Raw genomic sequence first — 20650 nt, forward strand, 5'->3', positions numbered from 1 at the left:
TCCCCCGAACGGAGGCCAGCCATGGCGCGCCCGACCCCGGCAGGCAGCCCCTACGGCAACTACGCCCACGCCGTCCTGACCGCCAACGCCCTGCGCACCCCCGACCGGGTCGCGCTGACCTACTGCGGCGAGCAGAGCTTCACCTACGCCGAACTCGACCGGCTCGTCAACAGGCGCGCCCACGCGCTGTCGTCCGCCGGGGTCGAGCCGGGGCAGCGGGTGGCCGCGCTCCTCAACGAGACCCTGCACGTGGCCGAGGTCTACCTGGCGGCGGCCAAGCTCGGCGCCGTCACCGCGGCGCTCAACCCGTACTGGCCGGTCGACACCCTGCGGGCGGTCGTCGCGCACTCCCGGGCCGACACGTTCGTCTACGACTCCACCGTCGAGCGCGCCGTGGCGGAGATCCGGCCGCGACTGCCGGAGATCACCCGCTGGATCAAGGTCGGCGGTCCCGGTGCGGACGCCGTCGACCTGGACGCGCTCACCGGTGACGCCCCCGAGGAGGAGCCCGCGCTGGGCGCCTCCGGCGACGACCCGCTGGCGCTCTACTACACCTCGGGGACGACCGGGCTGCCCAAGGCCGTGGTCCACACGCATGCCTCGTCGCTCGCCACCGCGCAGATCTGGCTGGACGTCCCGCGCGCCGAGGACTCGGTGCTCGGCACCGGAGCGATCATCTGGGGCATCGGCTTCCCCGCGCTGGTCGGCCCCGCGCTGTACGCGGGCATGCGGCTGGTGCTGGAACAGGACTGGGGCCCGGGGAACTTCCTGAAGGTCGTCCCGCGCGAGCGGGTCACCCACGTCTCGCAGATCCCCTCCTTCTACGCGGCGCTGCTCGGGTCGGACGAGCACGAGGGGGTGGACCTGTCGTCCCTGCGGGTCATCATGCTGGGCGGCGAACCGCTCCCCGCGGCGCTGCTGGCCAGGATGAAGGAGCGGCTCCCCGACGCGGGCGTCTACTCCTACTACGGCCAGACGGAGGCGCCCTACACCTGCTTCGGCCGGGTCGACGACGGCAGCACCCCGCTCGGCTCCTCCGGCCGGGCCAGGACCGGCAACGCCGTGCGCGTCACCGGCCCCTCCGGCGAGCGGGTGGTCGGCGAGGTCGGTGAGATCAACCTCGCCGGGCCACACCGCATGGCCGGGTACGACGGGCTGCCCGACAAGACCGCGGAGGTGCTGCGCGGCGAGTGGTACGTGGGCGGCGACCTGGGCGTCCTCAGCGAGGACGGCACCCTGACCGTGCTCGGCCGCCGCGAGGACTCCATCCTGAAAGGCGGAGTCTGGTCGCAGCCCTCGTCGGTCGAGGAGGCCGCGGTGGCGCTGGACGGCGTCGCCGAGGCCGGGGCGGTCGGGGTGCCCGCGCAGGCCGAGGGCCGGGACGCGGTCGAGCAGCGGATCCTGCTGGCGGTGGTCGCCCGGTCCGGCCACTCGCTCGACCCGGCCAAGGTCGCCCTCTCCCTCGCCGAGGCCCTGCCCGCCCACCGGCGCCCGGACCACGTCGTCGTCGCCCCCGAGCTCCCCCACTTCCAGGACGCCTCCGGCGGGCCGGGCAAGCTGCTGCGGCGGGAGATCCGGGACAGGTACCACCACCTCCTGGACGAGGCGTGACCGAGCCGACGGGCACGCCGGCGGGCGCGGCCGCCCCACGGACCCCTCTGACGGAGGACACGTGAACGAGCGAGCCAGGGAGCACCGCGGCTTCGCGGACACCTCCGGCGGAGGACACGTGAACGGGCGAAGCGCGCGGGCCGATGAGCGCGGCCGCTTCGCGGACGCGTCCGGCGGAGGAGCCGCCCGCGAGCGGGCCGCGCCTTTCGAGCACGAGGTCAAGGCGCTGCTGCGCGAGTACGGCGTGACGGTGCCGCGGGGGGTGACGGCGGACTCTCCCGGCGAGGTCGCCTCCGCCGCCGGGGAGCTGGTCCCGCCCCTGGTGGTCAAGGCCTTCGGGCCGGGACTGGTGCACAAGTCGGACTCCGGGGCGGTACGGCTGGGGCTGGCCGGCCCGGCCGAGGCGGAACGGGCCGCCGTCGAGATGCTCGCCGGGCTGGCCCGCCTGGGCATCGCCCCCGACGGCTTCCTCGTCGAGGAGCAGGCCGCGCCGGGGGTCGAGCTGATCGTCGGCGTGGTGCGCGACCCGGGCTTCGGGCCCGTCCTGCTCGCCGGGCTGGGCGGCGTCTGGACCGAGGTCCTGCGTGACACCGCGCTGCGCCTGTGCCCGGTCTCCGAGGACGACGCCCGGCGGATGCTCGCCTCCCTGCGGGGCGCGCCGCTGCTGGACGGTCACCGGGGCCGCCCGCCAGCGGACGTGGACGCCGTGGTCCGGCTGCTGCTCGCGATCGGCGGGCGGGGCGGGCTGTGGGAACGGCTGGAACTCGGCGAGTTCGAGATCAACCCGGTGATCGCCACCGGGGACGGCGCCGTCGCGGTGGACGCGCGCTACCTGCCCGCCCCGCAGGCGCCCCGGGCCCGGCGGGCACCTCTGGTCCGGCAGGCGCCCGCCGCTCCGGAGACGACCGGCACCGCGCGAACACCCGCCGCCCCGCGGCCACCCTTCCCGCCGGAAAGCGCCGGGCGGCGAGCGCAGGACTTCACCGCGCTGTTCGAGCCCAGGGCCGTGGCCGTGGTGGGGGCGTCGGCGGGCAGGCCGAACTTCGGGAACATGTTCCTGGAGTTCTACAAGGCCACCGGGGTACCGCTGGTCGCGGTGCACCCCGAGGCGGACGAGATCAACGGCGTGCCCGCGGTGCCCACGCTCGCGGACGCGGACGCCGACTACGCGCTGGTCGCCGTACCGGCCGGCCGCTGCGCCGACGTCGTACGCCAGGCGTCGGGCGTGCCGTTCGTCCAGGTGATGAGCGGCGGGTTCGGCGAGGCCGGGGCGTCCGAGCTGGAGGCCGGGCTGGTCGCCGCCGCGCGGGAGGCCGGGACGCGGCTGCTCGGGCCCAACTGCATGGGCGTCTACAGCCCGCGCGGCCGCCAGACCTTCGTCGGCGGGCGGCAGGGACCGCCGGGGCACGTGGCGCTGATCTCGCAGAGCGGCGGGCTGGCCGGTGAGGTGATCAAGGTCGGCGAGCGGCGCGGGCTGGCGTTCAGCCGGGTGGCGACGGTCGGCAACGCCGCCGATGTCACCCCGGCCGAGCTGCTGCGCTGGCTGGCCACGGACGAGCACACCTCGGTCGTCGGCATGTACCTGGAGGACCCCCGGGACGGCCGGGCCCTGTTCGAGGCCCTGATGTCGGTGCGCGGCCGGCTCCCCGTCGTCCTGCTGGTCGGCGGCCGGAGCGGCCAGGGCCGCAGGGCCGCGGCCTCCCACACCGGCGGCATGGTCGGTGACGGCCGCGTCTGGCGGGCCCTGGCGGACCAGGCGGGCGCGGCCCTCGTCACCGGCCAGGACGACCTGGTCGGCACCCTGTCGTTCTTCCAGTCCCACGCCCCCCGGCTCGCCCGCGCCGCCCCCGGCGCGCCCGAGGACCCCTCCGTCCTGGTGATCGGCCCGAGCGGCGGGGCGAGCGTGCTGGCGGCCGACGTCTTCGACGCGGCGGGACTGGACCTGGCACCGCTGCCGGACGGGACCGGGAAGGCGCTCGGCGCCCTGGGCGCCGGGGCGGCGGGGACGTCGTCGGCCAACCCGCTGGAGATCCCGGTCGGCCCGCGGGCCCGCCCGGAGCTCGTCCGGGAGGTCGTCACGGCGATCGTGGCGCGACGGCCGTACCCCGATGTCGTCGCGCACGTGAACGTGCAGAGTTTCTTCACTTTCGGCACCTCCGCCGACCCCCTGTACGCCTACGCCCGCGACCTCGCCCGGGCCCAGGAGGAGCTGCCGGAGGTCAGGATCACCCTGGTGTGCAGGAACGGGGAGTGCGCGCCGCCCGGGGTCGAGGACGAGGTTCGTGCGATCACGGCCCGCGCCGGGATCCCCGTCTACCGCTCGATGGAGGCGGCCGCCGTGGCCGTCGCCGCCGCCAAACGTTTCACCCGAGGAGCTTGAGATGGGTCTTCTGGACGGCAAGGTCGCGCTGATCACCGGTGGGGCCAGGGGGATGGGCGAGTCCCACGTGCGGCTGTTCCTCGCCGAGGGGGCCCGGGTCGTCTTCGGGGACGTGCTCGGCGACGAGGGCAAGACGCTCGCGGAGGCCACCGGGGCGCTCTTCGTCCACCAGGACGTCACGAGGCCGGAAGACTGGGAGCGGGCGGTGAACACCGCGCTGGAGACGTACGGCAGGCTCGACGTCCTGGTGAACAACGCCGGAATCCTCACGTTCCGCCGCATCGCCGACATGACGCCGGAGGAGTTCGACCGGGTTCTCGACGTCAACCTCAAGGGCACCTGGCTGGGCGTCAAGTCCGTCATCGACCCCATGAGGGCCGCGGGCGGGGGCTCGATCGTGAACATCTCCTCGATCGAGGGCTTCATCGGCGCCGCGGGCCTGTCCGCCTACTCCGCCTCCAAGTTCGGCGTCCGCGGGGTGACCAAGGCCGCGGCCCGCGAACTCGCCCCCTTCGGGATCCGCGTGAACTCGGTGCACCCCGGCGCCATCGACACCCCCATGGTCGCCGACCCCGGCATCGCGGCCGAGGTGGACGGTGCGGCGTTCGTGAAGTCCATGGTCATCAAACGCTTCGCCGAGCCGGTCGAGGTCTCCCACCTGGTGGCCTTCCTCGCCTCGGACCGGGCGAGCTACTGCACCGGCAGCGAGTTCACCGTCGACGGCGGCCTCCTGACCGGCGCGGGCTACTAGGGTCTGCCGCCCTGCGGGCGCCAAGCCGTTGCCGAGGGTGACGGTCCAGCGGACGGTGATGACCCGGCCGCCGCCGGAGGACAGGCGGCGGAGCCGGCCCGGTTCCGCTCCCCGGTGGCTCCGCGGTCCGACGACGAGGCCGTAAGCATGGGCGACCGGTCCGGTGCGGAGCACGGGCCTGTCGTGGGAAGGCGCCCACCCTCGGCGTTGCGGTCGTGCGTCGAGTTGCCCCTCCACCCGGCGGATACTACAGTCCTCCAAGGATTTATGGAGGACTGTCGATGGGTGAGACGACGGGCAAGACGGCGCTGTTCGAGGCGTTCGCCGCGGTCGGCAAGGCGCTGGCCTCGGCGAAGCGGCTGGAGCTGGTGGACCTGCTGGCCCAGGGGGAGCGCTCGGTCGAGGCCGTGGCGACCGCGGCCGGCCTGGGGGTGACCACCGCCTCCAACCACCTGCAGATCCTCCGGCAGGCCGGCCTGGTGGCCACCCGCAAGGAAGGCACCAGGGTCTTCTACCGGCTGGCCGGCACCGACGTGGCCGCCCTCTGGGCGCACCTGCGCGAGGTCGCCTCGGCCCGTCTCGCCGAGGTCGATCGCGCCCGCGCCGCCTACCTGGGCGCCGACGACACCGAGGAGGTCACCCGCGAGCAACTGCTGGCCCGCGTCGCGGCCGGCGACGTCACCGTGATCGACGTGCGACCGGCCGAGGAGTACGCCGCCGGGCACATCCCCGGCGCCATCTCCGTTCCCCTGGACGAACTCGCCGCCCGCCTGGCCGAACTGCCCGCCGACGGCACCGTTGTGGCCTACTGCCGGGGCGCCTACTGCGTGCTGTCCCACGAAGCCGTGCGCCGGCTGACCGCCGGCGGCCTCCGAGCGGCTCGGCTGGCCGACGGCATGCTGGAATGGCGTCTGGCCGGCCTGCCGGTCGCCGTGTGAACGCCCCGCGGGCGACGCCGGCGGCGGCGGCGGCGGCCGGACGTGCGTGCGACTCCACGCCCTCGCGCCCCCTGGCGTCGTGACCACCCGCGCCCCCCTGGCGTCGCCGTACCACCCGCGCCCGTCCCGCCCGGCGGGCGCCCCCTCGGAAGCCCCGCGGCGGACGGCCGTAGCCGCCGCCCGAACACGACCCCGTCACCCGGCCGGTCCCGTCCCGGCCCTTGAGGCCGGCCGGCCCGACACCACTGGAGAACGATGCGCCACCCCGCAGCCACCACCGCCGACGCGCCCTCCGCGGCGCAGAAGCACATCCTGACCGTCCTGGTGATCTCCCAGGTCCTCAGCGGCGCCGGGCTCGCGGCCGGGATCACCGTCGGCGCCCTGCTGGCTCAGGAGATGCTCGGCTCCACCGGCCTGGCCGGGGTACCCAGCGCCTTGTTCACCGCCGGTTCGGCACTCGCCGCCGTCGCCGTCGGCCGCTTCTCCCAGCGCCGCGGCCGCCGCCCGGGGCTGGCCGCCGGATACGCCACCGGCGCCCTGGGCAGCCTCGGCGTCGTCGTCGCCGCCGTCGCCGGCAACGCGCCCCTGCTGTTCGCCGCCCTGTTCGTCTACGGCGCCGGCACCGCGACCAACCTCCAGGCCCGGTACGCGGGAGCCGACCTCGCCGAGCCCCGGCACCGTGGCCGCGCCGTCAGCACCGTCCTGGTCGCCACCACCGTCGGCGGCGTGGTCGGCCCCAACCTCGCCTCCGCCACCGGCGCCCTGGCCCACTCGGTCGGCATTCCCCATCTCGCGGGGCCCTTCCTGCTGGCCACCGCCGCCTACGCCGCCGCCGCGGTGGTCCTGGCCGGGTGGCTGCGCCCCGACCCGCTCCTGCTCGCCCGCGCCCTCGACGCCCGGACCCCCACCGCGACGGGCACCGCCGAGGAGCGCGGCTCCACCGGCGGCACCCCGCGTGGCGGAGCGGGCGGCGTCACCCTCGGCGCCGCCGTCATGGTCCTCACCCAGCTCGTCATGGTCGCGATCATGACGATGACCCCCGTGCACATGCACGCCCACGGCCACGGCACCACCGCCTCCGGCCTCGTCATCGCCATCCACGTCGGCGCCATGTACCTGCCCTCGCCGCTCACCGGGCTGCTCGTCGACCGCTTCGGGCGGCTGTGGATCGCCGCCGCCTCCGGCGTCACCCTGCTCGCCGCCGGCGTCCTCGCCGCCGCGGCGCCCCCCGCCTCCGTCCCGCTGCTCGCCACCGCCCTGGCGTTGCTGGGGCTCGGCTGGAACTTCGGCCTGGTCAGCGGTACCGCCATCATCACCGACACCGTCCCCCTGGCCACCCGTGCCAAGACCCAGGGGCTGGTCGACGTCGCCATCGCCATCGCCGGCGCGGGCGGCGGCATGGCCTCCGGCGTCGTCGTCGCCGTCGGCGGCTTCACCGCGCTGTCCCTCGGCGGCGGCATCCTCGCCCTGGCCGTCCTCCCCGTCATCGCCTACGCCGCCCGGCCCCGGCCCGCCGCCGGGCGGTGACCCGGCCCGCGACCGCGAACGCCGGCCACCGGCCGGCGAGGTGACGATCCGACGGGCAGCGTTCATCTCTCATACGTGTTCTCTCCCCCGGGTGTTTACGCAGGCCCATGCCGGTGTCCGGGGAATTTGGGCGCCGGCGCGGAACGGACCGTCCACAACCGACTTTTCATCCGTTTACAAGTCAAGCCCAAGAGGTCTATCCAAAGCTGATCTTCTGGAGGAGAAAAGAAACGACGCCTCGTTCGCCTGAGGCCGACCGTACCGCCCGTGTCACAACATTAGCTCCATACAACCTAAAACCGTATATTCACCCACAAAAGGGTCATAAAACAGTCGCCGCATCTACTGGTGTCAGGGTGAAGGCATGGATTTCCGGGTTCTGGGTCCCTTCGAAGTACGTGACGCCGGCGCCCCCGTCGGTCTCGGCGGGCCACGGCAGCGCGCCGTCCTGGCCCGGCTCGTGGTCGCGGCCGGCGCGGTCGTCCCGACGGACACGCTGATCGACGACCTGTACCGGGGCACGCCACCGGCGACCGCCCTCGCCTCGCTCCACGTCTACGTGTCGAACCTGCGCCGCGCCCTGGAGCCGGAACGCGCCCCGCGGACACCCCCCCGGCTCCTCGTCGCGCGACGGCCCGGCTACCGGCTCGCCACGACCGACATCGACGCGCTGCGGTTCGGCAGGCTCGTGTCCGACGCGGAGCAGGACCCCTCCCCTCAGACGCTCGCCCGCCTCGAGGAGGCGCTGGGGCTCTGGCGCGGCCTGCCGTACGGCGAGTTCGCGAGCGAGCTGTGGGCGGTGGCCGAGGTGAACCGCCTGTGCGAGCTGCGCCTGGTGGCGGTCGAGCGCCGGGCGCGGGTGCTGCTGGATCTCGGACGGCCCCAGGCGGTGATCCACGACCTGGAAACCGAGATCGGCGAGCACCCGCTGCGAGAGCGACTGTGGTGGTTGCTGGCCCTCGCGCTCTACCGCAACGGACGGCAGGCCGACGCGCTGGGAGCGCTGCGCCGGGCCAGAGGACTCATCGCCGACCAGATCGGCCTGGATCCCGGCCCCGAGCTGCGGGCGCTGGAGGAGGACATCCTCCGTCAGGATCCGTCGCTCGCCCCGCGGCCCGAGCCCGTCTCGGTCACGCCGGCCGCGAGGGCCGTGACCTCGCTTCGAGCCCCCGCCGCCGAGGAGAGGCCCTCGCACGGGCGGGACCTTCAGCTCGCCGAGATGGAGGCCATGCTCGGCCGCGGGACCGTGAACGCCATCGCGGTGAGCGGCGAACCGGGCATCGGCAAGACCTGGCTCCTGGACGCCTTCCGCGAGCGGTGCGCCGAGTCGGATCACCTCGTGCTCTGGGGCGGCTGCCAGGATCTCGAACAGGCCCTTCCCCTCAGACCGTGGATCAGGATCCTCACCTCGCTGGCGCGGATCCACCCCCCTCCCGACCGCCAGGCGTTGGCCGGACTTCTCGACGAGGAGACGCCTGAAGGCTCGACGGAGAGGGCGCGGCTCCAGCGTCACCAGGCGATCGCCGGATGGCTCACCGCCGCGGCCCGGACGCGGCCACTCGTGATCATCATGGACGACCTGCACTGGGCGGATCAGGCGACGCTGGAGCTGACCGGCGACGTGGTCACGCTCATCCTCGACTCGGGACGGAACGTCCCGCTCACCCTGGTGGCCGCGTACCGGGACAGCGCCCGGCCCTCCGGCGTCGACGCCCTGCTCAACAGGTGTGCTCGCTGCGACCTGCTCCGCGTCCGCCTCAACGGTCTCGACCCGGCCACGGTCCGGGGGATCGCGGCCGACCTGGGCACCGAGATCGACGAGGCGACGGCCCGCGTGCTCACCCGGCGCACCGGAGGCAATCCCTTCTTCGTCCGGGAGACCGTCCGGGTGCTCGCCCAGGGTCGCCCGCTGGACACCGTTCCCGACGCGGTGGCCCGCCTGATCCACCAGCAGCTCGCGGCCGTCGGCCCGCACGTGAGCGACGTCCTGCAGGCGGCAGCCGTGATCGGCAGAGAGTTCGACGCGGACGTCGTGGCCGAGGTACGGCCGGGGCCCGTGTACGACCTGCTGGATCAGGCGGTCAAGTCGGGGCTGGTCGTGACCGTGGCGAACCGGATGGCCTTCGCGCATGACCTGGTGCGGGAGACCCTCCTCCGGGAGATTCCGCCCCTGCGTAAGGCGATCATCCATCGGGACACGATGAACGTCCTCGCCACCCGGCCGGGCGTCGACGTGGCGGTCATCGCCCAGCACGCCATCGAGGCCGGCCCGACGGCGTACGGGGAGGCGGCCCGTTGGTCGGCCGCGATGGCCGAACAGGCGAGCCTCCGCCTCGCCTATCGCGAGGCGGCCACGTGGTGGTCCCGCGCGGTGGAGGCCCACGGCGCCTCCTCCGGCGCCCCCGCCGATCACGTCGAGCTGCTGCTCCGCCAGGTTCACGCGCTGCTGGAGGCGGGCGACGTCCTCGCCGCCAGAGACGTGCGCGGCCAGGCGATACGCATCGCCGACCGCGTGGACGGGCGAGACCGCCCCATGCTGGTCGCGCGGGCGCTCACCGCGCTCGACGCTCCCTGCATCTGGAATCTCCGCAACCCCTACGAGGCGGTGGAGCTCCGGCTGGTTCGCCGGTTCGAGCTGGCGCTGCGCGCGCTCCCCGGGAACAGCGGGGCCGAACGCGCGCGGCTGCTCGGCGGTCTGGCGCAGGAACTGTACGACGGGACCGACGACCCCCGCTGTCACACCTATTCGGCGGAGGCGGTCGAGATCGCCCGGCGGTGCGGGGATTCGCATCTCCTGATGCGGATGCTCAACGCGCGCTACCTCTCCATACCCGGCACCTTCTATCCCCGGCAGGTGCTGCGCGTCGCCGAGGAGCTGGAGGACCTGGCCCTGAAGACGCAGACGCCCGAGTTCGAGCTGCTCGCGCGCATGATGCTGACCCACCGCCGGTTGGAGGAGTTCGATCTGGCGAGAGCGGACGAGGCGGCCGAGCGCTGCGACGCCATGCTGGCCTGGATGCCGCTGCCCTGGCCGCGCTTCCAGCACACGTTGTGGCGCGCGGGGCGGCTCACGCTCGCGGGACGGTACGACGAGGCCGAGGACCTCTACGCCGAAGCCGACCGGCAGACCGAGTCGATCGGCATGTGGTACCGGAGCTCGGTGGTCGCCTTCGGCCGCATTCTCCTTCGGTACCAGCGTGGACGCATCGCCGAGGCGGCTCCGCTGATCGACTCGGTGACCGGCGTCAACTCCGGCGGCGATCAGGCGCTGCGCGTCCTGCTGCTCTGCGCCCAGAACAGGGTGGAAGAGGCACGCGGCCTGACCCGGGACGGGTGGCTCCCGCTTCCCCGCGACTGGTCGTGGCTGACCCTCACCTGCCTCCAGGGAGCCGCGCAGGTGGCGGTCGGTGACATCCGGGCATGTGCGGCCACCTACTCGGCTCTGCTGCCCCACAGCGGACGGATATCAGTGGGCACCGCCATCGCCTTCCTGGGCCCCGTGGACTGGTTCCTCGCGTCGCTCGCCGCCACGATCGGGGACCGGAACGCGGCGACGCGGCATCTGACCACGCTCGCGCGGCTCGCCGGAGAAGCGGGACTGCCGGCCTGGAGAGAACGCGCGACGAGCACGGACCTGTCCGCACCCGGATGGCACCGGCCGCTGCCGCAGGCGGGATGACAGGAGCCGGGCGGGGCCGGAAGACGCGAGGGTGGCCCCGGCACGCGCCGGGGCCACCGGGGACTATCTCAGACCCACCTGTAGTCGAGCGAGATGCCCATGCCGGGGGGGTTGGACGCGCTCGGGATGTTGCCCCTGCTGTTGGCGCTGACGTTGTAGTAGGAGTCGACGTAGTCGTCGTCGTCCTTCGTCCAGCCGCTGGGCAGGCCCGCGATGATCTTGTCGGCCAGCGGGACGTACTGCCCGTAGCCGCTGGCGACGAGCGCCGCCTCCACGATGGCGCGAGCGAGCCCGGACAGGTCCGCGTTCTCGTCGTGCTCCATGAAGACCACGTCCAGCGAGGTCCACTTGAAGTTGTTCCACTCGATCAGGGTCTGGCCCGGGTTGTAGGTGGCGTTCTCCTTCTGGATGTACGGCATCCAGACCTGGTCGACACGCGCGGTGCCGTCACTGCCCAGGCCCGTGACCCAGGCGTAGATCTCCGGTCCGCCCTTGTACCAGGGCTCGTGGTCGTTGATGTTCCGGACGCCGTCCAGAATCTGCACCGGCCGCGTCTCAGCCGCGTTCTGCTGAGCCTGGGGCTGGGGCTCCTCGGTGACCGCCCGGTCGATCCCGGCGACGCCCGCCTCCTTCAGGCGCTGCCGGACGAAGCGCTGCGCCAGCTCGACGGACTTCTGCTCGTCGAGGCCGACCACGAGCACCGGGCGCTCGGGCGCCTTGAAGGCGTCGAGTTCGTGGCTGCGGCCCTTCGCGTCGAAGGCGACGACGGTGCGGACCGTCTTCTCGTCACCCGACGGGGTGGCCATCACCAGCGCCTCGCCCGCCGAAATCCGCTCGACCATCTTCGGGTCGATCCGGATCTGCAGCAGCGACTCCTCGGCCTGGACGCCCTTGAGCTTGAGGATCTCGCTGTTGGCGTTGCGCGCGTACTCGGCGACGCCCTTCGCGCTCGGCACCGAGCCGAGCAGCGCCGCCAGGTCGGCCTGGCCGTCGTCGGTCAGCTCGCGGACGAGCGCGTCCCGGAACTGCTGCTCGCCCAGCCGGCGCGCCACCTCCCCGGCGAGGTGGCGCTTGTAGCCGTCCATGGCGACTGCCCGGTCGTTGGCGGCGGACGCCGCCGCCTGCGACGGCTGGGCCGGCGAGGCCGTCGCGGCGGGCGAGGCGGCAATGCCGGCGAGGGTGGTGGCCAGGGCGAATGCGGCGATTGTGGCGGTCTTCTTCACGTGGACCTTCCTCACGCATGGGGGGGACAGTCCGAGCGGAGACCGGCGGGTTCGGCGGGACGGCGTCACGGGAAACGCGCGTCGTCACCGGGCGGGAGCCGGTGCGGTGCTCGGGCAACATCGACACCGCGGCGGCCGCGTGGACGACGTCCACACCGCGCGGTGTCTCCGGTGCTGAAGCAGCGTCACACCGGACCCTTGTGAGTCACTTATAACGCCGTACCAGTCTCACCCTGCCGCTGCCGCGGGTGGTGAACCCCCTCGCCACCGGCGCTCTCCCGGCTCCCCGAGGAGTGGCGGGCCGATTCCGTCGAGCGGCCGACGCGGTGACGGCCGTGTAGGACTTGTGAGGTCACAAGGGGTCTTCCAGACCGGGCCCAGGCCGGCCTGGGCCGCTCGCGGAGGAGCCCGGCTCCCGCCCCACGACCACCGACGACTGCCGGGCGGCCGCCATCCGGGGCGGTGGAGGATAGCCCGTCCGGGGTGGAACCGTCAAGAGACCCTGGACGTGGCGGCGAAGGTGTTGCAGGCGCCGGGGCCCTTCCCCTGGAAGCCTCGGGTCAGCCAGTATGCCTGGTTCTTGGCCTTGCCGTGGGTGGAGCTGTCCGTGCCGAGGAGCCGGAGGTAGGCGAAGTCCTCCTTGGAACGGTCCAGGGAGTGCCGGACGCTGCCGATGAAGGCGCCGCTCAGGCAGTCGGCCTGGAGCTCGTACCTGCGCTGATCGGCTCTGAACGCCTTCGTGGTGGGGTGCTTCCAGTAGAAGAAGGCGTGGCTGATCCCGGTGTACTCCTGGACATGGTGGCCGTACTCGTGGGCGATGACCTGGAACAGGAACAGGCTATCCGCGTCGTCGAGGGCGGCCTTGTCGAGGAGGACGACGATCGTCTTGTCCTCCCCGCAGTAAACCGCCTGGGCGCCCTCGGGAAACTCGCCGCAGCCGTCGTCCACGCCGGAGCGGGTGACGATTTTCAGCTTCGGCGTGGAGAAGTGCAGCCCCGCCTTGGCGAACTGGCGCGTCCAGCTCTTGTCGAGGCACTTGAGGATGGCGGCGAGGTAGCTCTCGGCGCCCTTGGCGGAACCGACATGGCGGACCGGTGGCTCCGGGCAGTTCTGCGGCTCCAGTTCACCTGTCTTGTAGATCGGGTTGTCGACCAGCGCGGTCTTGCCCGTGGGGACCGGTCTGAGCGGGTCGTCGGCGACCGCGTCGGCCGTGCCGGTGAGGAGCAGGCTCGCCAGCGCGCCGGAGACTACCCGCAGAAGGGGGAGGTGCATGATCTTCAGCCCATTGAGGTTCGGACTCGCGTCCGGGATGTCCGGGAGAACGTCGGCCACGAGGCGCGGCCACGCCCACGAGTGATGTCGTGAAGAAGTCTGCTCACACCGGCTTGGCGGTGACTTGCAACCCTCTTGGAGATCAACTCCGCCGCACCGCTGCGTCCGGCCGGACGCAGCGGTGCGGTTCCGGCTGGACAGACCGGTGAACGGACCGTGGACGTGTTCGCGACTCGCCCTGTCACAGCCTCGACGGTTCACACGGGGCTGACGTCCGTCCTCCAGCGCCGGGCGACCCGCAACAGCGTCCCCGGCCGCAGCAGGGTGTTCGGATGGGCGCGCATGTTGGCCACGTCCAGGAAACGGCGGTGCACCTCCCGGTCGACCAGAGAAGCACGCAGGACGGCATCCATCACGACTTTGGCCGCGCGGTCCTGTCTGGTGGGTGTGGCGGACGAGTGCGGCAGCAGTGCGTCGCTTGCCGCGGACGTCTGCCAGGCGGCGGCGACGACCTTGTCGACGTTCTCGAAGTAGTCACGTGCGGGCTCCGACAGGGACGGCCCGCCCCTCAGGTATTCGTCGAGGCACGCGGCGTGCAGACCCGCGCTCGACATGCCCTGCCCGTAGATGGGGTTGAAGGAGGCGACCGAGTCTCCCAGCGCCACCAGCCCGCCCGGGAACCGGCTGAGCCGGCTGAAGGCTCTCCTGCGGTTGTCCGGGTGGCGGTAGGTGGCCACGCCTCCGAGCATCCTCTCCAGGCCGACGGCCTTGCCGAAATGGCCGCTCGGATCCTGCCGGCACCTCTCAAGGAAGTCCTCGGTGTCGCGGACGGGCCGTTCCCGTGCGTAGCCGGTGACCACGACGATCCAGCGGTTCCCCTCCACCGCCGCCATGCTTGCCAGCCTCGGCATGCCGGAGTCCGGCAGGGACAGCGAGTGGACGGCGAGCATGCCGGAGTCAGCCGGGTCCCGGGTGAAGAGGGCCGTCGCGTATCCGAGGTCCACGTGGAGGCGCTCCAGCGCCGGAGGCTGCCAGCCCGCTCCGGCCAGCCACTCGCCCAACCGGCTGGACCTGCCCATGGCGTCCACCACGAGATCACTCGACAGGGTCTCGGAACCGTCCGCGTCGTCGCCTCCGGAGAACAGGACACCGCTGACCCTGCCCGAATCGAACCGCAGTCCACGGGCGCGCCCTTTGCGGAAGACCACGTTCCCGCACTCCGCCAAGCGGCTGTGCACGTACGACTCCAGGAACGGCCGCGTCGAACTGATCACCTCGTTGCCCGGGACCGGGACCTTGCGGTGGCCGTTGAGATAGAAGGCAGCGGTCGATCCGACGTCGGCGAGGACCGCCCCGCGCGACAGCATGCCGTCGGAGAAACCGGGGAACCACCTGTCCAGCTGAGTCCTGCCGGCATCCAGCAAAATGTGCATCTGCGCGCTCTGCGGGACACCTGGCCGTGGGCGATCCGCCGGTAGGTCATCGCGTTCGACGACGGTCACCTCATCGAAATGGCCACTCAGCACGCGGGCCGCGAGCACTCCGCCGATGCTGCCGCCAAGGACGATCGCGCGTCTCATTCCTTCTCCTCACTCATAGGAATGCGCCGGACTCACCGGGATGCGCCGGGCCGACCCGTGATGGAACGGCGGAAGGACGGAGGCCGGCGCGCCCTGCTGCATCCCCCACGGCCCCGAAGGGGTTCGGATTCGTTCCGGCGTCATGCCGTCTCGACGCCGCCGACATGCGGGAAAAACCGGAGCGGATCATCCGCCGCCCTGCCGCCGGAGCCGGTGGAAGCTTATCCGCGGGGACCACCCGGCACTTGAGTAATTTCCATCCGCCTGCCGGGGCGGCAGGTGAGTAGAAATTACTCAAGCCGGCGTGCCCCGCGAAGAATAAAGTCGGCCGGGCAGCCGTGGACCACGCCCGTCCACCGGAAAGACAGAAGGAGCGGAAAATGCAGCGAATCCTCGACCTGATCGAGCGGCGGAGACTCGCGCTCGACGAAACCGAATTCCTCAGGCGCATGGCGGATCCCGGAATCACCCCGGCGCGGAAGCTGAGTTTCGCCCCCGCCATGGCCCCCTTCGTCATGGCCTTCGCCGACATCAACAAGTACGTGCTTCGCGACGAGACGAGCAGCGACCCTCTCCAGCGGATAATCAACACGCATACGGAGGAGGACGACCACCACTTCGGCATGTTCCTGCAGGACCTGCGTGTTCTGGGATTCGACGACGCCGCGACCTTCACCGAAAGACTCGAAATGCTGTGGGGCGACGGCACCGCGAGGACGCGGCAGGTGGTTTACTCGCTCACCGGCCTCATCGCTCCCGCCGACCCGACGATGCGCCTGGTCATCGTCGAGGCCGTCGAGGCGGCGGGCAACCGGACCTTCGACAAGTGGCGTGACGTCGCCGAGGCGTTCCGGGCGGAGACCGGGAAGCAGCTGTACTACTTCGGCGAAGCGCATTTCGATCTCGAAAGCGGCCACGCGATGGGAACCGAGAACATCGAGAACGACCTCGCCGCCATCGTGCTGACCGAACAGCAGGAAAAGGAAGCGCGGGCGTTGGTCGACAAGGTGTTCCAGGGCTTCATCGACATGGGTGAAGAGTTGCTCGCGCATGTGGATCGGCAGGCCCAGAGGGTCTGAGAGCAACCCGACACGGTGATACGGGCCGGTTCACCGGCAGCGGGCCGCGGGACCGGGCCGGGCCGGGCCGGGCCGAGGTGGACACGATCATCGCCCGGACGGAATTCGCCGCCGGGCGCCGTCCAGACCACGTCTCCCCAGAGGACTCGGAACACGAAATGCCACAATCCATCTCTCCGCTGACAGCCGACGCCGTCGATCTCACGGACATGGATCTCTTCACCGAAGCTGCCGCCCCTTGGCGGATGTTCGACGTACTGCGTCGCACGTCCCCGGTTCACTGGCAACCCGAGCCTGCTCCGAACAAGGGATTCTGGGCGGTCACCCGGCACGCCGACATCGTGGCCGTCCTGAAGGACCCCGGCACATTCACGTCCGAGAAGTTCGTGACCCTCGAAGAGGTGGAAGACGACTCCGTCATCGCGGCACGCAGTTCCATGCTGGAGATCGACGGCCTGCGGCACACGGCACTGCGGCGTCTCCTGCAGCACCGGTTCACACACCGGGCGATCGCCGGGTACGCGGACCTCGTCCGCGACCTGACCGTCCGGACGCTCGACAACGCGCTCGCAGAGGGAACCAGTTTCGACTTCGTCAGCAAGATCTCAGCGGAATTCCCGATACAGGTGCTCGCGAGGATGATGGATGTTCCCGAGGGCGATACACACAAGTTCGTCGACTGGGGGAACCGCATCATCGCCGCCGGCGACAGTGACTACTCGGACGGCCACGGTGAGAACGCGAGTGGCGACGGTCATCGGAATCTGCCGTTCGGCAGCCCCGCCTCGCTTGAGCTTTTCCAATACGGACGGTCCCTCGCCGCGAAGCGGCGGGCGAACGCGGGCACGGACCTGGTCAGCCTCCTTGTCAACGGTGTGCCCGTCGACGGCGTCCCCCTGTCGGGCACCGAGTTCGACAACTACTTCCTGCTTCTCGTCCTCGCGGGGAACGAGACGACGCGCCACACCATATCCCACGCGATGCTCGCGTTGATGCAGAATCCGGAGCAGTTGGAAAGGCTCCGCGCGGACTTCTCGCTGATGCCGGACGCCGTCGAGGAGTTCCTACGGTGGGCATCGCCGGTTTACTACTTCCGCCGGACGGCGACCCGTGCTGCGGAAATCGGCGGCACGCCGATACAGGCCGGTGACAAGGTCGCCGTCTGGTTCGCGTCGGGCAACCGCGACGAGTCCGTGTTCGACGCGCCGTACCGCTTCGATGTGGGGCGGCAGAACAACGACCATCTCGCCTTCGGCAAGAGCGGACCGCATTTCTGCCTGGGCAGCGCGCTGGCACGCCTGGAACTCAAGATCATGTTTGAGGAACTGCTGCAGCGGATCAGCGGTGCCCGGCTCATCGGCCCGGTCAGGCGAGTGCGGTCGAATCTGGTCAATGGCATCAAGGAACTCCCGGTCGAGGTGACGCCGGCCTCAGGCGGATGATCGTCACCACGTTCACCCGGCCCGCCGGCACCCGGGACCGGCATCCGGCCGCGCTTTCCTGACGCGGGATGTCGTGCCCGAGCGCCCCGCCGACCGCCACACGCCCGAACCGGATCAGACCACCCCTCAGGACACGGTGCCCGAGGGTGACGCATGGATCGCCTGCGACGGCGCAGGACTGCCGAGGGAGAATGCCCTGAGGTGATGGGAGAGCTGGCGGCGGGTGGTCACCCCCACCTTTGTGTAAATCCGCTGAAGATGGTTGTCAACGGTGCGGACGGAGAGCATCAGCCGGGCCGCTATCTCCTTGCTGGACGCGCCGGTCATGGCCAGCAGAGCGATCTCCCGTTCCCGTTTCGTCAGCGGGGACGCGGTCACGCCGGGCGCGACGGCCGGCGCCAGCGCCGGCGTGCGGGCGCCCTGGCAGCGGGCGAGGGCGGACCGCGCGCGCAGGGTCGCCGCCGTAGCCCGGCGCGGTTGCTCCGCCTTCTGCCAGGCGGCGGCAGCAGCGGTGCCCGCCTCGGCGGCAAGCACATCCGCCCCGATGGCGTCAAAGGTCTCGGCGCAGATGATGAGGGCTTCAGGGTCCTTGGCAGCCAGTGCGACGGCGAAGGCGGCCCTGGCCGGGGCCAGCTCGCCGTCGCATCCGCGGGCGAGCTCGGAGAGCCTGACAGCGGCGGCCTCCGGCGCCCCCAACCGCGCGAGGTCGGTCAGCAGCAGCGCCTCAGATGTCAGGTGCCCGGCCGCGCGGGCCGCGCGAGCCGCCTCCCCGAGGACGTTCCGGGCTGCGGCGACCTCCCCCTCGGCCGCACGCAGCCAAGCCTCACCCAGACGCTCCTCCCCCGCCAGGTAACCCGTGGCGGGGAAGGAATCGCTCTCCCGCAGCGCGGCGCGGGCGGCCGCAAGGTCGCCCAGGACGGCCGCGGCGGCGGCGAGGCCGGACAGCGTCAGCCGCAGGATCTTGATGTGATGGTACGTGCGGGCCTGGGCCGCGGTCTCGGCGTACAGCCGGCGTGCGGTGACCGGATGCCCAGCCAGCCATTCGCTGCGGGCCATGTGAAATGTCAGCCACAGGTGGGGGAACCACGCTTTCACGGCGAGCAGTTCGGCCGAGCCCCGCATGCCCGTCCGCAGCGCCTGGGTGAAGGCGCCCGCCTCGGACAGCGCGAGAACCATGGACACCAGTTTCGACGCCGGGTGGGGCACGAGTACGGTCTCGTCCACATGGTGGCACGCCTCGTCGGCATGCTCGACCAGCCGGACCGCGGAACGCGTGTGACCTGTCACGGCCAAGGCGGCGGCCTTCATCTGCGCACCGATCATCCACGCGTTGGCGTCCGCGGCGTCGGCGATGTCGGACGGCAGGGAGTCGAGCAGGGCGACGGCGCGCGCGGGCCGGCCGGAGACCGCGAGCATGCATCCTTCGTTGAAGAGCAGGAGTTCCCGGCCCGCCGGGTCGCCGACCCGGTCACGGGCGGCGTCATTGATGGCCAACGCCTCGTCGACGCGAGCCCCCAGCCAGAAGAGGTTGTGCGTCCGGGCCCTGACGGCAGCCACCACCTCGCGTTCGCCGCAGGCGTTCTCGTGGGCCTCGGCCAGTACGGTGTCAGCCTGCCGGAACCTGCCGAGCTCCAGCAGCGCGTCGCCGAGCAGCAGGCGGCTCTCCGTGGTGTGGTCCTCAGGACGGAGACCGCTCAGCAGGGTCACCACCCCTCGGTAGTCGTGAGCGTGCCGGGCCAGGGCCGCGGCCCGGGTCAGCAGTGCGCGGTCGGCCGCCCCCGTGGCTTCCAGACGCCACATCGCGATCCGCAGGAGATCTCCCCTGCGACGCGCGCCGTGGGCCTCGATGCGCTGCGACTGGCGCAGGAGGATGGCCCGGCGGCGCAGAAGGGGCAGGTCCGCGCGTAGTGTCTCGCCGTACAGCGGATGGGCCAGCCTGACGCTGACGCGTCCTCCGTCCAGGGTGCCGCGGATGAGATCCATGCGTTCCAGCTCCGGCAGGATCCGCGTGCCGGCTTCGGCTTCGACGTCGGCGAGCGACACGGGCTCGCACAGCGCCAGCAGTTCCAGGACGGGGCGGGCCTCCGTCGCGGCGTCGGACAGGCGGGCCCTGATCAGCTCCGTGAGCCTGCTCGTGACGGCAAGCCCCCCGGTCAGCTCCCATATCTCGCCGTCGTAGGTGAGCCGTCCGCCGGCCAGCGAACCGAGCACGAGCTCGCGCAGACAGAGGACGTTGCCGCGGCTTACCGTGAGCAGTTCCCGGACGGCGTGCCGCCCCACGGCGCCCCCGAGGACCCGCGGCAGCAGGGCCTCCACCGCCTGGTGATCCAGCCCGTCGAGATCCACCCGGTAGACGGCGTCCTGCCGCAGCAGGGCGGCCACGGCCTCACTCATCGGCTGGTCGGACCGGACCGCGGCGATGACGAACACCACGCCGGCGTCCATGAGCTGCCGCAGGAGGACCGCGGACATGCTGTCCAGCAGGTGCAGGTCGTCGACCGACACCACCAGCCGCCGCTCGGGATCCTCCAGCGCCCGAGCCGCGGCGGAGAAGACCGCCACCGGATCGGACAGGTCCACTCCCGGCGGGACGAGGTGGGCGACCGCGCCGAAGGGAATCGCAGTGGCGGCGGCACTCGCCACGACCCGCCGCCCTCGCATGCCCGACCTGACCGCGTGGTCGAGGCACTCGTCCGCCAGCCGCGACTTCCCGACGCCCGCGGGGCCGTAGACGGCGAAGCCCTGTCCCCGCCGGTCCGCGATCGCCCGCCGGAAGACCGCCATCTGGGAGTCACGCCCCACCAATGGCCACGTCGTCACGTACTCTCCTTCCCTCATGGGTGACATCTCCGATCGGGACCGTTGACGCTCCGCCTCACCGAGGGCATCCGCCGGCCGGCCTGGCAAGCACACCCGAGGTCGCCGAGGAAGACGGTGACCGTCGACTTCCGAGCGCTTTCCCGCCCGTCTCACCCTCTCCGGGACGGTGACAGCCGGCGGCGGCGTTCGCCGCGCCGTGGCCGGCTGTCACCCGGCCGATGTCCGCGCGTCGGGCCGGTGCCGGGGCGGCCCGGTCGCGAGCCAGGCGGCCAGGCCGTCCGTCGCGAGGGCCCGCCGCCAGTCGTTCAGGGGTGGGCGGATGAGTCTGGGGGCGTGTCGTAGGTCGGT

General features: G+C 71.9%; 12 protein-coding genes. 8 read left to right on the top strand and 4 right to left on the bottom strand.

What is annotated here, in order from left to right; genetic code table 11:
• Nucleotides 1-21 precede the first annotated feature (21 nt).
• The 6 genes from ABD841_RS33100 (at nucleotide 22) to ABD841_RS33125 (ending at nucleotide 10886) form a co-directional block, all read left to right on the top strand.
• A complete protein-coding gene (locus ABD841_RS33100) occupies nucleotides 22-1611 on the top strand; it encodes a class I adenylate-forming enzyme family protein (RefSeq protein WP_344980006.1) in 1590 nt (529 codons plus the stop codon).
• Nucleotides 1612-1672: 61 nt separating this feature from the next.
• Nucleotides 1673-3991 (top strand): acetate--CoA ligase family protein, encoded by a 2319-nt coding sequence (locus ABD841_RS33105; RefSeq protein WP_344980009.1) that lies wholly within the window; start codon nucleotides 1673-1675, stop codon nucleotides 3989-3991.
• 1 nt (nucleotide 3992) lies between these two features.
• Nucleotides 3993-4742 (top strand): glucose 1-dehydrogenase, encoded by a 750-nt coding sequence (locus ABD841_RS33110; protein ID WP_344980011.1) that lies wholly within the window; start codon nucleotides 3993-3995, stop codon nucleotides 4740-4742.
• Nucleotides 4743-5023: 281 nt separating this feature from the next.
• Nucleotides 5024-5680, top strand: a complete 657-nt coding sequence (locus ABD841_RS33115) for an ArsR/SmtB family transcription factor (protein WP_344980013.1) — start codon at nucleotides 5024-5026, stop codon at nucleotides 5678-5680.
• Nucleotides 5681-5935: 255 nt separating this feature from the next.
• Nucleotides 5936-7207, top strand: coding sequence for an MFS transporter (locus ABD841_RS33120; RefSeq protein ID WP_344980015.1), 1272 nt, complete (start codon nucleotides 5936-5938; stop codon nucleotides 7205-7207).
• Nucleotides 7208-7571: 364 nt separating this feature from the next.
• Nucleotides 7572-10886, top strand: a complete 3315-nt coding sequence (locus ABD841_RS33125) for an ATP-binding protein (protein ID WP_344980017.1) — start codon at nucleotides 7572-7574, stop codon at nucleotides 10884-10886.
• A gap of 68 nt (nucleotides 10887-10954) precedes the next feature.
• Here ABD841_RS33125 and ABD841_RS33130 read toward each other — a convergent pair whose 3' ends face one another.
• The 3 genes from ABD841_RS33130 to ABD841_RS33140 form a co-directional block, all read right to left on the bottom strand.
• Nucleotides 10955-12109: a DUF3103 family protein gene (locus ABD841_RS33130; RefSeq protein ID WP_344980019.1), complete on the bottom strand. Its 1155-nt coding sequence runs from the start codon at nucleotides 12107-12109 to the stop codon at nucleotides 10955-10957.
• A 492-nt stretch (nucleotides 12110-12601) separates the two neighbouring features.
• Nucleotides 12602-13381, bottom strand: a complete 780-nt coding sequence (locus ABD841_RS33135; RefSeq protein ID WP_344980021.1) for a neutral zinc metallopeptidase — start codon at nucleotides 13379-13381, stop codon at nucleotides 12602-12604.
• Nucleotides 13382-13638: 257 nt separating this feature from the next.
• Nucleotides 13639-14961 carry an NAD(P)/FAD-dependent oxidoreductase gene (locus ABD841_RS33140; RefSeq protein WP_344980023.1) on the bottom strand — a complete coding sequence of 441 codons (1323 nt, stop codon included), beginning with the start codon at nucleotides 14959-14961 and terminating at the stop codon, nucleotides 13639-13641.
• A 380-nt stretch (nucleotides 14962-15341) separates the two neighbouring features.
• On the opposite strand from ABD841_RS33140, the gene ABD841_RS33145 reads away from it, so the two are divergent.
• Both ABD841_RS33145 and ABD841_RS33150 read left to right on the top strand, forming a co-directional pair.
• A complete protein-coding gene (locus tag ABD841_RS33145) occupies nucleotides 15342-16040 on the top strand; it encodes a hypothetical protein (protein WP_344980025.1) in 699 nt (232 codons plus the stop codon).
• A 77-nt stretch (nucleotides 16041-16117) separates the two neighbouring features.
• On the top strand, nucleotides 16118-17482 hold the full coding sequence (locus ABD841_RS33150; protein WP_344980027.1) for a cytochrome P450: 1365 nt from the start codon (nucleotides 16118-16120) through the stop codon (nucleotides 17480-17482).
• Nucleotides 17483-17608: 126 nt separating this feature from the next.
• Here the strand turns inward: ABD841_RS33150 and ABD841_RS33155 are convergent, their stop codons facing one another.
• Entirely contained in the window at nucleotides 17609-20302 is a 2694-nt protein-coding gene (locus ABD841_RS33155) for a LuxR C-terminal-related transcriptional regulator (protein ID WP_344980029.1), read from the bottom strand.
• Between the last annotated feature and the right edge of the window lie 348 nt (nucleotides 20303-20650).

The organism is Streptosporangium fragile (genome assembly GCF_039534445.1).
Taxonomy (GTDB): Bacteria; Actinomycetota; Actinomycetes; order Streptosporangiales; family Streptosporangiaceae; genus Streptosporangium; species Streptosporangium fragile.